This is a genomic window from Methylobacter sp. Wu8 (assembly GCF_036440755.1).
GTDB classification, from domain to species: domain Bacteria; phylum Pseudomonadota; class Gammaproteobacteria; order Methylococcales; family Methylomonadaceae; genus Methylobacter_A; species Methylobacter_A tundripaludum_A.
In genome coordinates this window covers 24394-39381 of the sequence record NZ_JAZGVT010000068.1, presented here as the reverse complement: position 1 = coordinate 39381, position 14988 = coordinate 24394, and the positions used below count along the sequence as shown (strand labels likewise).

General features: G+C 49.7%; 16 protein-coding genes. 6 read left to right on the top strand and 10 right to left on the bottom strand.

The genetic code is table 11. The features are described from left to right. Nucleotides 1-158: 158 nt before the first annotated feature. Nucleotides 159-362, bottom strand: a complete 204-nt coding sequence (locus V3O24_RS12400; RefSeq protein ID WP_331307453.1) for a hypothetical protein — start codon at nt 360-362, stop codon at nt 159-161. After that, nucleotides 346-591, bottom strand: coding sequence for a type II toxin-antitoxin system prevent-host-death family antitoxin (locus tag V3O24_RS12395; protein ID WP_331307452.1), 246 nt, complete (start codon nt 589-591; stop codon nt 346-348). Before V3O24_RS12395 ends, V3O24_RS12400 begins: the two co-directional genes overlap by 17 nt. A 179-nt stretch (nt 592-770) precedes the next feature. On the opposite strand from V3O24_RS12395, the gene V3O24_RS12390 reads away from it, so the two are divergent. Continuing rightward, nucleotides 771-1301, top strand: coding sequence for a transposase (locus V3O24_RS12390; RefSeq protein WP_331307450.1), 531 nt, complete (start codon nt 771-773; stop codon nt 1299-1301). A 68-nt stretch (nt 1302-1369) separates the two neighbouring features. Here the strand turns inward: V3O24_RS12390 and mutS are convergent, their stop codons facing one another. Next, on the bottom strand, nt 1370-3937 hold the full coding sequence (mutS, locus tag V3O24_RS12385; RefSeq protein WP_331307448.1) for a DNA mismatch repair protein MutS: 2568 nt from the start codon (nt 3935-3937) through the stop codon (nt 1370-1372). A 36-nt stretch (nt 3938-3973) separates the two neighbouring features. On the opposite strand from mutS, the gene V3O24_RS12380 reads away from it, so the two are divergent. Then, nucleotides 3974-4453: a CinA family protein gene (locus V3O24_RS12380; RefSeq protein WP_331307447.1), complete on the top strand. Its 480-nt coding sequence runs from the start codon at nt 3974-3976 to the stop codon at nt 4451-4453. Nucleotides 4454-4500: 47 nt separating this feature from the next. Here V3O24_RS12380 and V3O24_RS12375 read toward each other — a convergent pair whose 3' ends face one another. The 6 genes from V3O24_RS12375 to V3O24_RS12350 form a co-directional block, all read right to left on the bottom strand. After that, nucleotides 4501-5376, bottom strand: coding sequence for a DMT family transporter (locus V3O24_RS12375; protein ID WP_331307446.1), 876 nt, complete (start codon nt 5374-5376; stop codon nt 4501-4503). An 85-nt stretch (nt 5377-5461) separates the two neighbouring features. Further along, nucleotides 5462-5848 (bottom strand): cupin domain-containing protein, encoded by a 387-nt coding sequence (locus V3O24_RS12370; RefSeq protein WP_331307444.1) that lies wholly within the window; start codon nt 5846-5848, stop codon nt 5462-5464. A gap of 389 nt (nt 5849-6237) precedes the next feature. Continuing rightward, a complete protein-coding gene (locus tag V3O24_RS12365; protein ID WP_219820850.1) occupies nt 6238-6564 on the bottom strand; it encodes a hypothetical protein in 327 nt (108 codons plus the stop codon). Nucleotides 6565-6649: 85 nt separating this feature from the next. Further along, nucleotides 6650-7444, bottom strand: a complete 795-nt coding sequence (locus V3O24_RS12360) for a peptidoglycan-binding protein (protein ID WP_331307442.1) — start codon at nt 7442-7444, stop codon at nt 6650-6652. A 156-nt stretch (nt 7445-7600) separates the two neighbouring features. Next, on the bottom strand, nt 7601-8365 hold the full coding sequence (locus V3O24_RS12355; protein WP_104424356.1) for an ABC transporter permease: 765 nt from the start codon (nt 8363-8365) through the stop codon (nt 7601-7603). Beyond that, nucleotides 8362-9306, bottom strand: coding sequence for an ABC transporter ATP-binding protein (locus tag V3O24_RS12350; protein ID WP_104424355.1), 945 nt, complete (start codon nt 9304-9306; stop codon nt 8362-8364). The genes V3O24_RS12355 and V3O24_RS12350 overlap by 4 nt, the downstream gene beginning before the upstream one ends. A gap of 127 nt (nt 9307-9433) precedes the next feature. Here V3O24_RS12350 and ppx point away from each other — a divergent pair, with 127 nt between their 5' ends. Together ppx and V3O24_RS12340 are read left to right on the top strand one after the other, a co-directional pair. Further along, nucleotides 9434-10933, top strand: a complete 1500-nt coding sequence (gene ppx, locus V3O24_RS12345; protein ID WP_331307440.1) for an exopolyphosphatase — start codon at nt 9434-9436, stop codon at nt 10931-10933. A gap of 10 nt (nt 10934-10943) precedes the next feature. After that, nucleotides 10944-12212 carry a hypothetical protein gene (locus V3O24_RS12340; protein ID WP_104424353.1) on the top strand — a complete coding sequence of 423 codons (1269 nt, stop codon included), beginning with the start codon at nt 10944-10946 and terminating at the stop codon, nt 12210-12212. 87 nt (nt 12213-12299) lie between these two features. Here V3O24_RS12340 and V3O24_RS12335 read toward each other — a convergent pair whose 3' ends face one another. Next, complete coding sequence (locus V3O24_RS12335) at nt 12300-13304, bottom strand: cytochrome-c peroxidase (RefSeq protein WP_331307438.1); 1005 nt, start codon at nt 13302-13304, stop codon at nt 12300-12302. A gap of 420 nt (nt 13305-13724) precedes the next feature. On the opposite strand from V3O24_RS12335, the gene V3O24_RS12330 reads away from it, so the two are divergent. Together V3O24_RS12330 and V3O24_RS12325 are read left to right on the top strand one after the other, a co-directional pair. Continuing rightward, a complete protein-coding gene (locus V3O24_RS12330) occupies nt 13725-14204 on the top strand; it encodes a carbohydrate-binding protein (RefSeq protein WP_331307437.1) in 480 nt (159 codons plus the stop codon). A gap of 177 nt (nt 14205-14381) precedes the next feature. Further along, nucleotides 14382-14987: a LemA family protein gene (locus tag V3O24_RS12325; protein ID WP_331307436.1), complete on the top strand. Its 606-nt coding sequence runs from the start codon at nt 14382-14384 to the stop codon at nt 14985-14987. The last annotated feature ends 1 nt before the right edge of the window (nt 14988 follow it).

The window sequence follows — 14988 nt, the reverse complement described above, 5'->3', positions numbered from 1 at the left end:
CGTGGCACGGAGCTTTTGGTCGGCAGTAATAAGCGGCGCGATGGGCTAGGGCGGTAGCGGCGATAAGCCGGTCTGCCGGATCGCCATGCGCAGTGATACCGCTTTCAGCCAATGCGGCGATGGCAGGCGTGAGCGGGAGAATATTTAGGCCAAGCGACTCAACGAGAGCTTGGCGTATGTTGCGTTGGCAACACCAGTCGATTTTTGCGAAACAGTAAGGCGATTTCCCAGAAGCTAATTGCAGCATAGGCCAGATTGCCTTCTGCTCGCCCGCTATCCAGTGCTTGTTGCGCAACAGCCGTTAATCGATCCTGACGATCCGCCCAAAATAATAGGACATTGGTGTCACAGATTGTCAGCATCGCCCGTCCATTCTTCATCCGACGGTGCAAGAATATCGCCGACGATGACGGTGCCGCGCAACGCTTCCAACCGTTTTAACGCGGCTTCGCGTTTGCTTTCATTGCGGTCCGGCACGATGCGGGCAATGGTTTTGCCGTGCAGCGTAATTGCGATTTCTTCGCCTTGCTGCACTTGTTTGAGATAACCGGGCAAATGCTGGCGTAATTCGGTGACATTGACTGAGTTCATATTCACTCCTCATTCTGTACAGTATTAATGTGCATTGTAGGCTTTTATCTTGGTCGGGCTAGCGGTTATTTTTGCCTATGCTTTCACGAAGGAGACGCGACTTCAGTCGCGCACGAGAAACAATAATCACGATACTCTCAATATCGGGCGCGACTGAAGTCGCTGTTTCGGAATAGATCATGAAAATATTTAAACATTTGCATCATTACAGTCGGCTAAACGCAGTCCAGTTTGTCACGTTCAGGACTCAAGACAGCTTAGATGCCTACTTAAATCAGCTGATTGGTTCCGACCTTGAAATGTCCAAAAAACAATGGCGAATCGATCAATATTTGGACAAGTCGCGCGAAGGCGCTTATTTGTATGGCAACATGATTTGCCTTTTGGCGGCATACCTTAAAAGCCTTGAGTCCAATTTTTACGATTTAATCGCTTTTAGCATTATGCCTAACCATGTACACCTTCTGTTTACCCAAAAAACAGGGCTGTCTTGCCTTATGCAGAAACTAAAGGGCGAGTCTGCGATACTCCTAAATCAAGTGTTAGGAAGACAAGGGAAATTCTGGCAAAAGGATTATTACGACAAACAAATACGCGATGAAAGACATTATTGTATTGCTTACGAATACATCAAAAACAACGCGCTTAAAGCTGGATTAAAAGATGCTGATAAGCGCTTTTACGGCATTCACGAGGAACCGCAACTTTAGCTATGCAGATCGGCGCTTTCGACATCGGGCGCGACTGAAGTCGCGGCTCCTTGTACATTTGGGTTTTATTACACCATCCCCTTAAGTCGGTATAGCAAGTCCAATGCCTGTCTCGGGCTCAAATCATCCGGGTTCATGTCTTCGAGCGCCACCACCGCCGGATGGCATTCCTTCGATGAAAACAAATCCAGCTGGTTAACCCCGGTTTCCGCCTGTTGTTCAAGATAGGCGTGGTCTTCCAGATGTCGTAACTTGGCTTTGGCCTTATCGATCACCGAGCGAGGCACGCCCGCCAAAGAGGCTACCTGCAAGCCGTAACTCTGGCTGGCCGGGCCGTCTTTGACCGCATGCAGGAAAATGATCTTATCGCCATGCTCCATCGCATCCAGATGCACGTTTGCGATGGTTTTTTGCTCGTCGGGCAGCGTGGTCAGCTCAAAATAATGCGTCGCAAACAGCGTAAACGCCTGGGTTTCTTTAGCCAGATGATCGGCGCAGGCCCAGGCCAGCGACAGGCCGTCAAAGGTGCTGGTGCCGCGGCCGATCTCGTCCATCAGGATCAGGCTTTTCGAGGTTGCGTTATGCAGGATGTTGGCTGTTTCCGACATTTCCACCATAAACGTGGAGCGGCCGCTGGCTAGGTCGTCGGACGCTCCGATGCGGGTGAAAATCTTGTCGACAGGCCCACAGGTCAAGGCTTTTGCCGGGACATAACAGCCGATGTGGGCGATTAACACGATCAGTGCCGCTTGGCGCATGTAAGTCGATTTACCGCCCATGTTCGGTCCGGTAATGACCAGCATTCGGCGCTTGCTGGAAAGCGACAAGTCATTGGGTACGAACGGAATATCCGAAACCTGTTCAACGACCAGATGCCGACCGGCTTCAATCGTGATGCCGGGCTTATCGACCAGGATCGGTTGCGATAAGTTCAAAGTCTCGGCCCGTTCGGCAAAGTTGACCAACACATCCAGCTCGGCCAGCGCTGCGGCGCACTGCTGCAACGGAATTAACGACGCGCCGATGATGTTCAGCAATTCCTCGTACAAGGCTTTTTCAAAAGACAGCGATTTTTCCTTGGCGCTGAGCACCTTGTCTTCAAACGATTTCAGCTCTTCGGTGATATAGCGTTCCGCGCCTTTTAAGGTCTGTTTGCGGGTGTAATGCGCCGGGACTTTTTCCGCATGCAGGTTGGAAATCTCGATATAGTAACCATGCACCCGGTTGTAATTGACCTTCAGTGTGCTGATGCCGGTTGCCGCTTTTTCCCGGTTCTCCATATCGATCAGGAACTGGTCGGCGTTCTGGCTTAAGTTGCGAAGTTCATCCAGTTCCTGATGATAGCCGGGCGCAATTACGCCGCCGTCCCGGATCAATACAGGCGGATTGTCGATGATTGCGGATTGCAGCAGCTTTAACATCTCGGGATGCTCGCCGATCTGTTCGCATAAAGCTGTAAGCTGCGGGTTATCGCCGCCGGACAGCGCCTGTTGCAGCGCGGGCAACACCGCCAGGGTATTGCGCAATACCAGCAAATCGCGGGGTCGCGCCGATTTTAACGCGATGCGGGAACTGATTCGTTCAATATCGCCAACCTGCCGCAGGTGGCTTTGAATGTCGCGATACAACAAGACATTAAGCAAGGTGTCGATACAGGCGTAGCGGTTGTTCAGAATGTCGTGGTCGCGTAACGGCCGGTTAATCCAGCGCCTCAAACAGCGGCCGCCCATTGCCGTCGCGGTTTTGTCCAGCACCCCGAACAGCGTGTATTGCAGTTGCCCGGAGGGGTGAAAATCCAGTTCGAGATTACGGCGGCTGGATGCATCGAGCAAAATGCTGTCGTCGCTGTTTTCGGTGCGGATGCCCTGGATGTGGGGCAGAGCGCTTTGTTGGGTGTCCTTGACATATTGCAGCAAACCGCCCGCTGCGGCGATCGCGGCGGGCATGTCCTCGCAGCCGTAGCCTTTCAAATCCAGCGTGTTGAACTGCTTGAGCACCAGTTGTTTGGCGCTTTCCGCCTCGAAATGCCAGGGCGGTCTTCTGCACAAGCCGCTACGCTGTTTTAAGCCGGCAGGCAGTGGCCAGTCTTCGCTAAACAGCAGTTCGGCCGGGTTAAGGCGGCCGATTTCGCTTAATAACTGATCGATGGATTCGACCTGTTGCAACACAAAACGGCCGCTGGTTAAATCCAGGCTGGCGATGCCGTGTCGTGAATTTGGGAAGGAGCACACCGCGACCAGCAGATTATCTTTGCGGTCTTCCAGCAAGGCTTCGTCGGTAACCGTGCCGGGTGTCACGATGCGCACTACCTTGCGCTCGACCGGCCCTTTGGACGTTGCCGGGTCTCCGATTTGTTCGCATATTGCGATGGATTCGCCGTGTTTTAGCAGCTTGGCAAGATAGCCTTCGGCGGCGTGATAAGGAATTCCCGCCATTGGGATAGGAAGCCCCGCCGATTGTCCCCGGCTGGTCAGCGTAATATCGAGTAGTTGCGAGGCTTTTTTGGCGTCATCGAAAAACAGTTCGTAAAAGTCCCCCATACGGTAGAACAGCAGGGTATCGGGGTGTTCGGCCTTGATGCGCATAAATTGCTGCATCATCGGCGTATGGTCGGCGGTCTTTTGTTTTATACTCATGGACCTATTTTATCCGAAGTCGCGCGAGGTCACATCATGGAGTCTGAATTATTTGAACTGGCCGAGCAACTGGGCCGCAAATTAAAAGCCAACGGCAAAAAAATAGCCACAGCCGAATCCTGCACCGGCGGCTGGATTGCGCAAACGATTACCGACGTGCCGGGCAGTTCGGCTTGGTTCGACCGGGGCTTTGTGACCTACAGCAATTCGGCAAAAGTGCAGATGTTGGACGTCAGCCCGGAAACTTTGGAAAAACACGGTGCGGTGAGCGCCGAGACCGCAACTGAAATGGCGGCAGGTGCTTTGGCGCACAGCGAGGCGGATGTTGCAGTTGCGGTGACCGGCATAGCAGGGCCGGATGGCGGAACGCCTGATAAACCGGTCGGCACCGTATTTATCGCATGGGCGGATAAAAACGGGGAAGCCAAAGTGATCAAAAAGCAATTTGCAGGCAACCGGCGGCAAATAAGGGCGGAAACAGTTGAAAGCGCTATTGAAGGCGTCGCATTGTTTTAGTTATTCTTCAGGAATCGCCTTTTGCGGCATTGCCTGGGGAGAGTCGTTTATTTTGAGCTGTTTAACCGGCCAGAAAATGTGTGCGCCAGCAATGCGCAGAGTATAAGCAGTGTTCCCGCCACCACTTTTATGGTCAGCGGTTCGTGATTGACGGCATGACCCAACAGCAGGGCCATGACCGGCGAAACCAGGGTAACCAGTGCAACTTTGCTGGGGCTCTGATGGATCAGCAAATAGTAATAAAGCACAAAGCCAAAGGTTGTGGCTATTGCGCCCAGATAGATGATGGATGTCAGACCGATCGGTGAAATCTCAGTCGGCCAATGGCCGTCAAACGTTGCCCAGGTAATCAGGTAAACCGGAAGGGACAGCAACAGGCCGCCCGCTACTTGGGATAGGGCCGGTATTTTGGCATCGATGCGTTTGACCCAAACCGTGCTGATGGCTTGCAAAAACGTCGATACCAGTACGCCGACTATACCGAGCACTGCATCATGGCCCAATTGCATGGCCGAGCCGAACAGCGCCCACAAACCGCTAATACCCAGAATATAGGCCAGCAGTTTGCCAAGAGCCAAGTTGCGTTCGCCTAACCAGATCGCCGCCAATAAAGCCGTCATCAATGGTAAAAGGCCGAATATTACTGAAATCCAGCCGGAAGGGATAAATTGCGCCGCCCAATAAACCGCCAGCATCGATCCGTAAATTTGCACCGACACGGCCAGGTACGTTTGCAGCGCCTTGCGATGCCAGATCAGGCGTTGTCTGGATAGGCCCAGCATCAAAAATATGCATACCAAGCCAATCGCCATTCGTCCGGTCACCGCAAACAGGAAGCCGGCGCCTTCATCACTCCATTTGATCGCCAGCGGTGTCGTCGCCCAAAGTAACACAATACTGATGTAGGCCAGATAGATGCGCATCAATTTAGATCGAATGGCGTACAAAAGCGTATAAGGCAATTTTGAATACTAGGAGTCCTGCTTGGGATAGTTTCGATCGGATAAGTTACTTGACTGGCGCTAACTCGAAAATAATGAGTTCAGCAACATTGTCACCGACGTTTTCCACCGACATAAGCTCGCCGGTTTCCCAAAAAACCTGGCCGGCAGAATAGGTGTTGGTTTTGCCGCCTTCAACGACTTTTAATGTACCCTTGACGACATAACGCGGCCCCGGCCCTTCATGGGTGTGCCAAGGTGTTTTAAATGCGGGTGGAAATTCGACCCGTATCATTTTGGTATCAATGCTCGGGCTCGGAAGCTCCAGCTTTTTTTCTAATAAAACGGTTCTATTGAAGCCTGTTTTCTGTTCAGCAAAAACAGTATGCGGGCCGGCAAGGAATAGCGCTGCAAGTGCTGCCGTAATGAGTCCGGTGGTTGGTATTTTTAACATCTTTGGTCTCTCGATTGTATGTTTTGAGGGTATCACTTTATGCTTAAGTTCTGATGTTGCGCAATAGCTAAGATACTTTTTATCATGAAGATGCGAAGGATATGAACGGCTGTATGGACGGATAGTGTGTCTGCCTACGCCCGCAGCCAGGATATGCAGGATGTAGGGCGCTAAGGAAGCGCTGATTAAGTCCTTCGACAGGCTCAGGACGAACGGTAATTGTTGATTCCGTTCGTGGTGAGCTTGTCGAACCATGAGCGGAATCGATTTGTTCAGCGCTTCCCTAAAGGCAGGCGTTTGAGGGAGGTGGAGGAAAAAATATAAGATTTCGTATTTTCTCGGTGCCGGTATTTGACTTGCGTGACATCAGTTAAAGATAATCCGGCGCTTTATAAATCAGTAAGCTCCAGAATTTCCTGTCCGACGAGAACGCATTGATCCGCCATTTGACCATAAATAAAATGCATCCGATAAGTTCCTTTGTAGATGTGTCCGTATACTTCCAGAACATCGAATTTGCTTTTTCCGGCTGGATTTTTTATCGGCTTAAGCACGGTGACATGCTGATCAATTTCGGTTCTGTCATCCAAGCCAAAGTGGAAATCCAGTAGTTTTTTGGCTTGAACGACGGCATCTTTCTCACAATGATGCGCCGGTTCGCCGGACGCAAGACTCGATACGGTCAGCAATAAAGTCAGTATGGCATATTTAATCATTTCTTCTCCGAAAAAAGGGACTGCTGGATGATTGGATTTTGACAAGTTCCGTCTGCCGGAGAAGCATAGCGCATCTCGCAGACGATTAGCTTAATATCGCATAATATTCATTAAAAAGCTTGGTGCGATCAGCTAGGCCGTTTGTTCCCCCGTTAACTTTCTTGGTCACGGACGTTATCACTGAATCCGTTGAGCCGCCGTCGCAGACAGTCCAGATGTTATTGGTATCAAAGAAGAACCCGGCGGAAGCCAGCGGATAGCGGGTGGCCACTAAATCGGGATTGGCAACGGTGTCTTCGCCGACAGATTTGCCAAAACTTGCATAATTGGATTTTCCGGTTAATTGAATATAACCTCTGCCCCTGAATGTATAACCGTCACCGCTCGCTTCATTGCCATTGCCCATTCTGTCGGCATAAACTCTTGCGCCAATTTTCTCGGGGTTTCTCGCATAAGATTCACTTAACTGCCCAGGGAAATAGCTTGGAAATGTTGCTTTCAAGCCGTCGGCTGAATAGTTCAGGTTTTCATAGACGACCGTAAAGACGCTGCTTTCGTGAGCGCACTGGGCTAAAAAATGAGCCAGTCTCAAGGAATTGGTTATAGCGGCTATAGCGGGTATTTGAGCAATGACTCCATCGGGAATATGCCCTTTAAGTTTGGTCTGGGCGTCGGTGAGGTTAAACCCTGCTGACGATGGCGGAAACAGCTTTGCCCAGGTGGCGTCGCCTACAATGCCGTCGGCGACCAAGCCGTTTTGTGCTTGCCATGTTTTTACTTGCGCTTCGGTACCCGATCCGAAAACGCCGTCGGCGGTTAAACCCAAGCGGTTTTGGAGCTTTTTAACATCGTCGCCTGTTGAACCTTTTTTTAATAACATGATATTTCTCCTGTTGATTGCTTTTAATCGCGGATAGGGTGTTTGGCACTCAGGTGGCGGAGCAAGCCGTCACTGCGTATCAGGAGTTGTCGTTCGCAAGGCATCAGCGAAAAGCCGTATTTCTAGCGCCTCCTGTGAGTTGAAAAGTATACCTCATTAATTCTTAATCCCAATGCCTTTGTACAAAAGGTAAAGGCTGAACAAGGTCAAGGTAACGATAAACCCGCCGGTAATGATAAATGTCAGCTGAATATCAATATCGGTCACGCCGATCAAACCGTAGCGAAAGGCATTGACCATGTACAAAATCGGATTTCCCATTGAGATGTTCTGCCAAATGCCGGGCAGCATATCGACCGAATAGAAAACGCCGCCCAGATAACTTAGCGGGGTCAGCACAAAGTTCGGGATAATCGAAATATCGTCAAAACTCTCAGCCAATATCGCATTGATAAAACCGGCCAAAGAAAATACCGCGGCTGTCAGCACCGCGATGGACAGGGTGACGGCGATATTATTGACCTGAATGTCGGTAAACAGCAGGGATATTAAGGTGACGACAACACCGACCAGCAATCCGCGGACAATACCCCCGCTGACATAGCCGCCGAGAATCACCCAGTTGGGAATCGGGGCGACCAGTAACTCTTCAATATTGCGCTGGAATTTGGTCGAGTAAAATGAGGACACGACATTGGCGTAGGAATGGTTGATAACCGACATTAAAATAATGCCGGGGACGATATAGTCCATATAACTGGCTCCGCTGATAGTGCCTATGCGGTCGCCGATCAGCTTGCCGAAAATCAGGAAATACAACGCGGTGGTGATGGCAGGCGGGAGCAGGGTTTGCGGCCAGATACGGATGAACCGGAATACCTCTTTGACGACAATGGTTCTAAAGGCAATGGAGTAATTCATTCGTTATCACCTGAAGGTTTTGAGTATTTGGGGTTTGAGTCAATCAAATCCATAAATAACTGTTCCAGCCGATTGGTTTTGTTTTTCAGGCTAATGACTTCGATATTTTGCGCGGTTAATTGGCTGAATAGCTTGTTAAGCCCGTGTTCTTTGGGGATGGCGACATTAAGAGATTTGTCAGACATAAGTTCAATTTGGCAGCCTTCAATCACCGGCGCCGCAGCGACGGGGTGAGCCAAGTCCAGCACAAAATGCTCCACATGCAGTCTCGCCAGCAAGCCCGCCATATCGGAATTTTCGACAATACGTCCGTGATTGATGATGGCGATATTGCGGCACAGGCTTTCCGCTTCTTCCAGATAATGCGTGGTTAAAATGATCGTCGTACCTTGTTCATTCACTTCCTGCATCATTTGCCACATGGAACGGCGTATTTCTATATCGACGCCTGCGGTCGGCTCGTCGAGAATCAACAGCTTGGGCGAATGAACCAGCGCACGGGCTATCATGACCCGGCGTTTCATGCCGCCTGACAGACGCCTGGAAACGGTATCGCGTTTGTCCCACAAATCCATTTGCTTAAGACAGTATTCGGCGCGTTGCAGGGCCAGTTTACGCGGCGTGCCGTAATAACCGGCCTGATTGAGTAAAATACTCTTGACGGTGTCGAACTGGTTGAAATTGACTTCCTGAGGAACTAGGCCGATGCAGCTTTTAGCTTTTGCCAGATCATGTTTTAAGTCATGTCCGAAGATGCTGACCGAGCCGCTGGTTGCATTGACCAGCGAACTGATAATGCCGATAGCGGTTGACTTACCGGCGCCATTTGGCCCCAGCAAAGCGAAAAAATCGCCGGCCTCGACATCAAGATCGATGCCTTTTAAGGCCTCGAAGCCATTATTATAGGTTTTTTTTAGATTACGCAGGGATAATGCATTCATGCTGAAACTAACACTTAACGGAAGCCTTCAAATAAGTTAAATTACGCGCTGCATCCGTGTGCGGATGGCTAAAACCGTGTAATTTTATCAGATATTGACACGCTTCATAGACAAAACTGGATAGCCCGTGCCGAAGAACCCCCCCGAAATCGTTGCCGCTGTAGACTTGGGGTCTAACAGCTTTCATATGATTGTTTGCAGTTTAACTGATGGCAATTTACAAACGCTGGACCGGCTTAAGGAAATGGTCAGGCTTGCGTCCGGCCTGGACAAAAAGAATTACCTGGATACCGAAACTCAGGAAAGGGCTTTGGGTTGTCTGGAGCGGTTCGGACAGAGAATCCGTAACTTTCCGCCGGAAAGCGTTCGAGTGGTCGGCACCAGCACCTTGCGTCAGGCTAAAAACTCGCAACAGTTTTTGGAAAAGGCCGAGAAAGCGCTCAACCACCCCATTCATATCATTTCCGGCATCGAAGAAGCCCGCTTGATTTATCAGGGCGTTGCGCACAGTTTGGGCAGCAACGCCAATCTGCGTCTGGTCATGGACATTGGCGGCGGCAGCACCGAGTATATTATCGGCTCAGGCGATACGCCCAGGATAAAAGAAAGTACGCCGATGGGTTGCGTACTGGTCAGCAATGCTTTTTTTAAGGAGGGTAAGCTGTCCAAAAATGCGTTCACCCAGGCAAGCTTGTTCGCCGAACAGCAGCTTGAACCGATCCAGAAGCAATTCCTGCGCAAAAACTGGGATGAAGCCATCGGCGCATCAGGCAGCTTACGGTCGATCGATAAGGTCCTGCAAGCCAAGAACTGGAGCAATAACGGCATAACCAGGGAAGGCCTGGAGCTTTTGGTCGCCCATATCAATCAGTGCAGCCATGTTAATGAGCTTAATCTGCCTGAACTCGATCCAGAGCGTCTGCCGGTGTTTCCAGGCGGTGTAGCCATCGTTTACGCGACTTTCAAAAGTCTGGGCATTGAGCAAATGACCGTTTCCGATGGCGCGCTTAGAGAGGGGCTGATTCAGGACTTGCTGGGCCGAATCTATGATCACGATATTCGCTCCGCAACCGTGCAGGCTCTGGTTGATCGTTACCATATCGATAAAGAACATGCTTCCCGCGTTAAACGGACGATTGGTAATATACTTGCCCAGTTGGGCGATGACTTTTGCAGCCCCAACCAGGAACACGTTGCACACTTTTTAAACTGGGCGGCGGACCTGCATGAGATAGGGCGTGACATCGCGCACAGCCAGTATCATAAACACAGCGCCTATATTATTGAGAACGGCGATTTTGCCGGTTTTTCCAGACAGGACCAGATTTTGTTATCGGCTATTGTAAAGTCGCACCGGCGCAAGTTTCCACGATCACTGTTCGATGAGCTGCCATCTCCGTGGAGTGTCGATGCCCCTAAATTGACTGTTATTTTGCGACTGTCAGTATTGTTGCACCGCAATCGCCAGGAGCATGAGCTGCCTGATTTTAAAATATCGCTGATAAAATCAAAAATCCGCTTACAGTTCCCAGATCATTGGTTGGCGCAAGCGCCGTTAACCCATGCCGACCTAACTCAAGAAGCCGATTATTTAAAATCCGCAGGATTCAAGCTGGAATTTGCCTAACCGTCGGTTGATGAAACATTTATTACGCGTTCTATTTTATAGTTTTATTGCGCTGATCATTTTATGCGCGATGTTGGTTTTTTTCGGTGTTGGCGACAAACCTGATCTTCAAGTGGGCTGGTCGCCAACGCGCGATGATTTGGTCAGGGCAAAAAAAATTCTGCATGAAGGGGCTAAAACCAAACCGGATGAAATCGGTATTATCGAGTTAAGCGAAGCCGATCTCAATCTTGCCGGTAATTATTTGCTAAATCGCTACAGCAAAAGTGCGGCCGATTTAGATATAAAGAACAATGAGTTGAGATTTGTTGTTACGATAACGTTGCCCGAGAATAGGCTAGGCAAGTATTTAAACGTCAGCTTTAGATTGGGCAATATTGAAGGCAGCGATCTTCCGGTCATTACCAAGTTTAAAGTCGGAAAGCTATTGTTGCCGGCAAAATTGGCCGCCTTTGTTATCGATACCATTATTCAGCGGACATCGTTGAATGAATATTTTATTCTGGCAACCCGCCCCATCAAGGCTGTTAAAATCGATGCGGAAAAGCTCTGCATTACCTACTTTCCGAACAAGGATACAATGATTCAGGCGAAAAACTTCCTGACTCACACAGGCGACAATTCCACGCTGAACATTTATCAACAAAAATTGGTCGAGATCGTCGCCAAACATGATCCTGCGTGGCGCTTATCGCTGGCCGAGCTGTTACGCCCGCTGTTTGAGCTGGCTTACCAGCGTTCTACACTGGAAACCGCGATAGACGAAAACAGAATTGCTATTGCCGCAATCAATGATTATGTCAATAAGCAGGAGACTAAAAAGCTTCTGTCCATGCCGGAATCCATGCCCGCAACCGGACAACAATATTCTGCTTTTTTATACAAACGCATAGATCTGGCCCAACATTTTATAGGTTCGGCCGCGCTGACCGCGTCGGTAAACAAGCAGGCGTCGCAAATCGCCGGTGAAGAAAAAGAATTAAGCGACGCGCACAGCGGCAGTGGTTTCAGTTTTATTGATTTGGCCGCAGACAAAGCCGGTACGCGCTTCGGTGAAATGGCGACATCGTCACCGGAAAGTGCGCGCAAAATGCAAAAAGCCATGTCCGGGATAAAAGATTACAGCGATTTCATGCCGGACCCCAGAGATCTTCCCGAGCATATGAATGAGGCTGAATTCAAACAGCGCTTTGAATCCATAGACAGCCCTGTTTATCAGGAGATATTGCAGCAGATCGATGCCCGTATTGCCGCAATGCCTATTTACAACGCAGAATAACGCAAAAACGGCGGCACAAAAAAGGGCGCATACAATGCGCCCTTACAAAGTGATAGCGATGGCAATGAGTCATCGCTTGATCACAATCTAGTTAAAAGTGGACCCCGGAGTGCCAGGTAAAACAGGCATTTTCTGTTTAGGGAACTCGCCGGTCAAACTATTCAAAAACGCCACAATATCGGCAACTTCGTCTTTGCTCAAATCTTTGCCCAATTGCAATTTGGCCATCAAAGTGACTGCTTGATCCAGTGTTTTAACCGAACCGTTGTGGAAATAAGGCGCGGTCAAAGCCACGTTACGCAAAGTCGGTACTTTCCACAAATGCTCGTCCGCCTGTTTTTTACTGACTTCCGCTAAACCTTTATCCTTGCCGAAATGATGTTGTGCTTCCCAGTAACCATTTGGAATCACAGGAAACTTCTGGAACGTACCCGGACCGTTAAACGCCGGGCCGCTATGGCAGCTTGTGCAGCCCAATTCAGCAACTTTTTCCATGCCGCGAACCTGTTGCGCCGACAAAGCCGATTTATCGCCGCCTAAGTATTTATCGTAAGGGCTGTTTGGCGTAATCAATGTTCTTTCGTATGCGGCAATCGCTTTGGTTGCATTTTCTTTGGAAATAGTGCCTTTTCCGAAAGCTTCCTCGAATGCTTTTTGATAACCTTCGATCGACTGCAAGCGGGCGACTACGTCATCCCAGCTTTTCATGCCCATTTCAATAGGATTGGTCACGGGGCCGGCTGCTTGCTCTTCCAAACTTGCGGCTCTGCCATCCCAAAACTGGACTTTATTAAATGCGGAATTCCAAACTGTCGGTGCGCTGCGTCCGCCGGTTTGGCCGTTAACGCCCATGGAATTAGGTCTGTTGTCTTCGCCTCCGAGCATGGTGTTATGGCAGGAAGCGCAGGAAACAGTGCCTGTAGAAGATAAGCGCGGGTCATGATAAAGCATTTGCCCCAGCTCAACTTTAGCCGCGGTAGTGGGGTTATCAGCCGGAGCATCAGCTTGTGTCGGTAATGCATCCCAAGCCGAAGCGACAGAAACCGAACCTGCTAACGCCAGCGCTGTAACCAGCGAACGAATTTTAAACATACTATCCTCCAGAATATTTATTAATGTTATTTGTTATTAATGTGGTGGAACCTACACGCCCAGTAACCTTACTGTACACCCGGCAGGATTGTAAGATATGAAGCGGACAAGGTACAACCAAATTTCCCCTGCGTGGGTTTAAAGGTTTCAAAAAAAACATGGGTTGGCCACGCCGGAATAACAAATTGGCTTCTGATTGTGTATTCATCTGAGGTTTGTGGCGGGGTGTATAGATGCTTGAAGCAGGAAGACTGTCCCAGTATTTTTAGGTATTCATCCCTCTAGCAGGCTGCGCAATGGGAGCATAAAAATAGGGGGCTATGAAAAATACTTATCTTTACCGGGCAGCAGTGGATTAAACTGTTTATTCACAACGAGCAGCGCCAAGCCGGAACAACACATTGCAACAGGTGAGCCATAATGCGCAAGATAATGATCAATCAGGTCGCTAAAAACATTCTGCCCTCCGATTTAAATTTTCTGGATCTTGAGCAGCTTGCTCAAGTAGAGTTTACGTCGGAGTGCCGTGAATATCCTGTAGAGTCAGCCTTGTTGCTGACTGAGGATTCATCAACAGGATGGCAGGCGGCAAGCAGCGGCGAGCAAACGATTCGTATTGTGTTCGATCAACCTCGCATCGTTGAACATATTTTTCTGGTGATCGATGAGCAACAGCAGTCACGCACCCAGGAATTTGTCCTATGTTGGTTGATGGATAAGGAAAGCGCTTACCGGGAGCTTTTACGTCAGCAATATCACTTTAGTCCTCCTGATACCACCCGCGAAATCGAACATTATGAGGTCAGGCTTGATCAGGTAAAGACGCTGGAGTTAAGAATAATGCCGGACATCAATGGCGGTGAAGCTCGCGCTAAACTCAAACAGTTGCGTCTTGCGTAACGGCGGTTTATACCCTTTACTTGGCATCATTGCGGCTTTCGGTTGCCTGTCGGCAGTGGTGATGGCTAATGCGGCCGGTGCGTGGGATAATGCGAAAAAATGAATCGAAACGGGGTGGTTTCTTTCGGTTCGTGGCGGTTTAATTTTTAAAGAACAAAATCTAAGCGCGAGGGTGATATGTTTAAACGGCTGATTGTTTTGTTGATGATGACGGTTTTGTCCGGCTGCGGTTATAACACGTTGCAGTCCAGTGACGAGGATATTAAAGCGACCTGGGCGGAAGTATTAAACCAGTACCAGCGCCGCGCCGATCTGGTGCCGAATCTGGTGAATGTGGTGAAAGGCTATGCGGCTCACGAAAAGGATGTACTGACCGAAGTGACCGAGGCCCGCGCCAAAGTGGGCGCGGTGCAGGCTACGCCGGAATTGGTCAATGATGAGCAAGCGCTCCAGAAATTTATTGCCGCGCAGGGGCAAATGACCAGTGCGATTTCACGGTTGTTGGCGGTGGCGGAAAATTACCCGCAACTGAAAGCCGATGGCTTGTTCCGTGATTTACAAGCACAATTGGAAGGCACGGAAAATCGTATTACTGTGGCGCGCAATCGCTATATTGCTGCGGTAAAGGAATACAATGTTACGGTGCGTTCTTTTCCTTTCAACCTTACCGCGATGATGTTCGGTTATCAAACCAAGCCGAGCTTTACGGTAGAAAACGAACAAGCCATTGCGCAGCCGCCTAAAGTGGATTTTGGTGCAGCTGCGCCGGTTAGCAGTCATTAAT

Bases quoted from the DNA above. Each gene is read 5' to 3' on its own strand.
- V3O24_RS12400 (WP_331307453.1), bottom strand. From the start codon at position 362: ATGCTGACAATCTGTGACACCAATGTCCTATTATTTTGGGCGGATCGT.
- V3O24_RS12395 (WP_331307452.1), bottom strand. From the start codon at position 591: ATGAACTCAGTCAATGTCACCGAATTACGCCAGCATTTGCCCGGTTAT.
- V3O24_RS12390 (WP_331307450.1), top strand. From the start codon at position 771: ATGAAAATATTTAAACATTTGCATCATTACAGTCGGCTAAACGCAGTC.
- mutS (WP_331307448.1), bottom strand. From the start codon at position 3,937: ATGAGTATAAAACAAAAGACCGCCGACCATACGCCGATGATGCAGCAA.
- V3O24_RS12380 (WP_331307447.1), top strand. From the start codon at position 3,974: ATGGAGTCTGAATTATTTGAACTGGCCGAGCAACTGGGCCGCAAATTA.
- V3O24_RS12375 (WP_331307446.1), bottom strand. From the start codon at position 5,376: ATGCGCATCTATCTGGCCTACATCAGTATTGTGTTACTTTGGGCGACG.
- V3O24_RS12370 (WP_331307444.1), bottom strand. From the start codon at position 5,848: ATGTTAAAAATACCAACCACCGGACTCATTACGGCAGCACTTGCAGCG.
- V3O24_RS12365 (WP_219820850.1), bottom strand. From the start codon at position 6,564: ATGATTAAATATGCCATACTGACTTTATTGCTGACCGTATCGAGTCTT.
- V3O24_RS12360 (WP_331307442.1), bottom strand. From the start codon at position 7,444: ATGTTATTAAAAAAAGGTTCAACAGGCGACGATGTTAAAAAGCTCCAA.
- V3O24_RS12355 (WP_104424356.1), bottom strand. From the start codon at position 8,365: ATGAATTACTCCATTGCCTTTAGAACCATTGTCGTCAAAGAGGTATTC.
- V3O24_RS12350 (WP_104424355.1), bottom strand. From the start codon at position 9,306: ATGAATGCATTATCCCTGCGTAATCTAAAAAAAACCTATAATAATGGC.
- V3O24_RS12340 (WP_104424353.1), top strand. From the start codon at position 10,944: ATGAAACATTTATTACGCGTTCTATTTTATAGTTTTATTGCGCTGATC.
- V3O24_RS12335 (WP_331307438.1), bottom strand. From the start codon at position 13,304: ATGTTTAAAATTCGTTCGCTGGTTACAGCGCTGGCGTTAGCAGGTTCG.
- V3O24_RS12330 (WP_331307437.1), top strand. From the start codon at position 13,725: ATGCGCAAGATAATGATCAATCAGGTCGCTAAAAACATTCTGCCCTCC.
- V3O24_RS12325 (WP_331307436.1), top strand. From the start codon at position 14,382: ATGTTTAAACGGCTGATTGTTTTGTTGATGATGACGGTTTTGTCCGGC.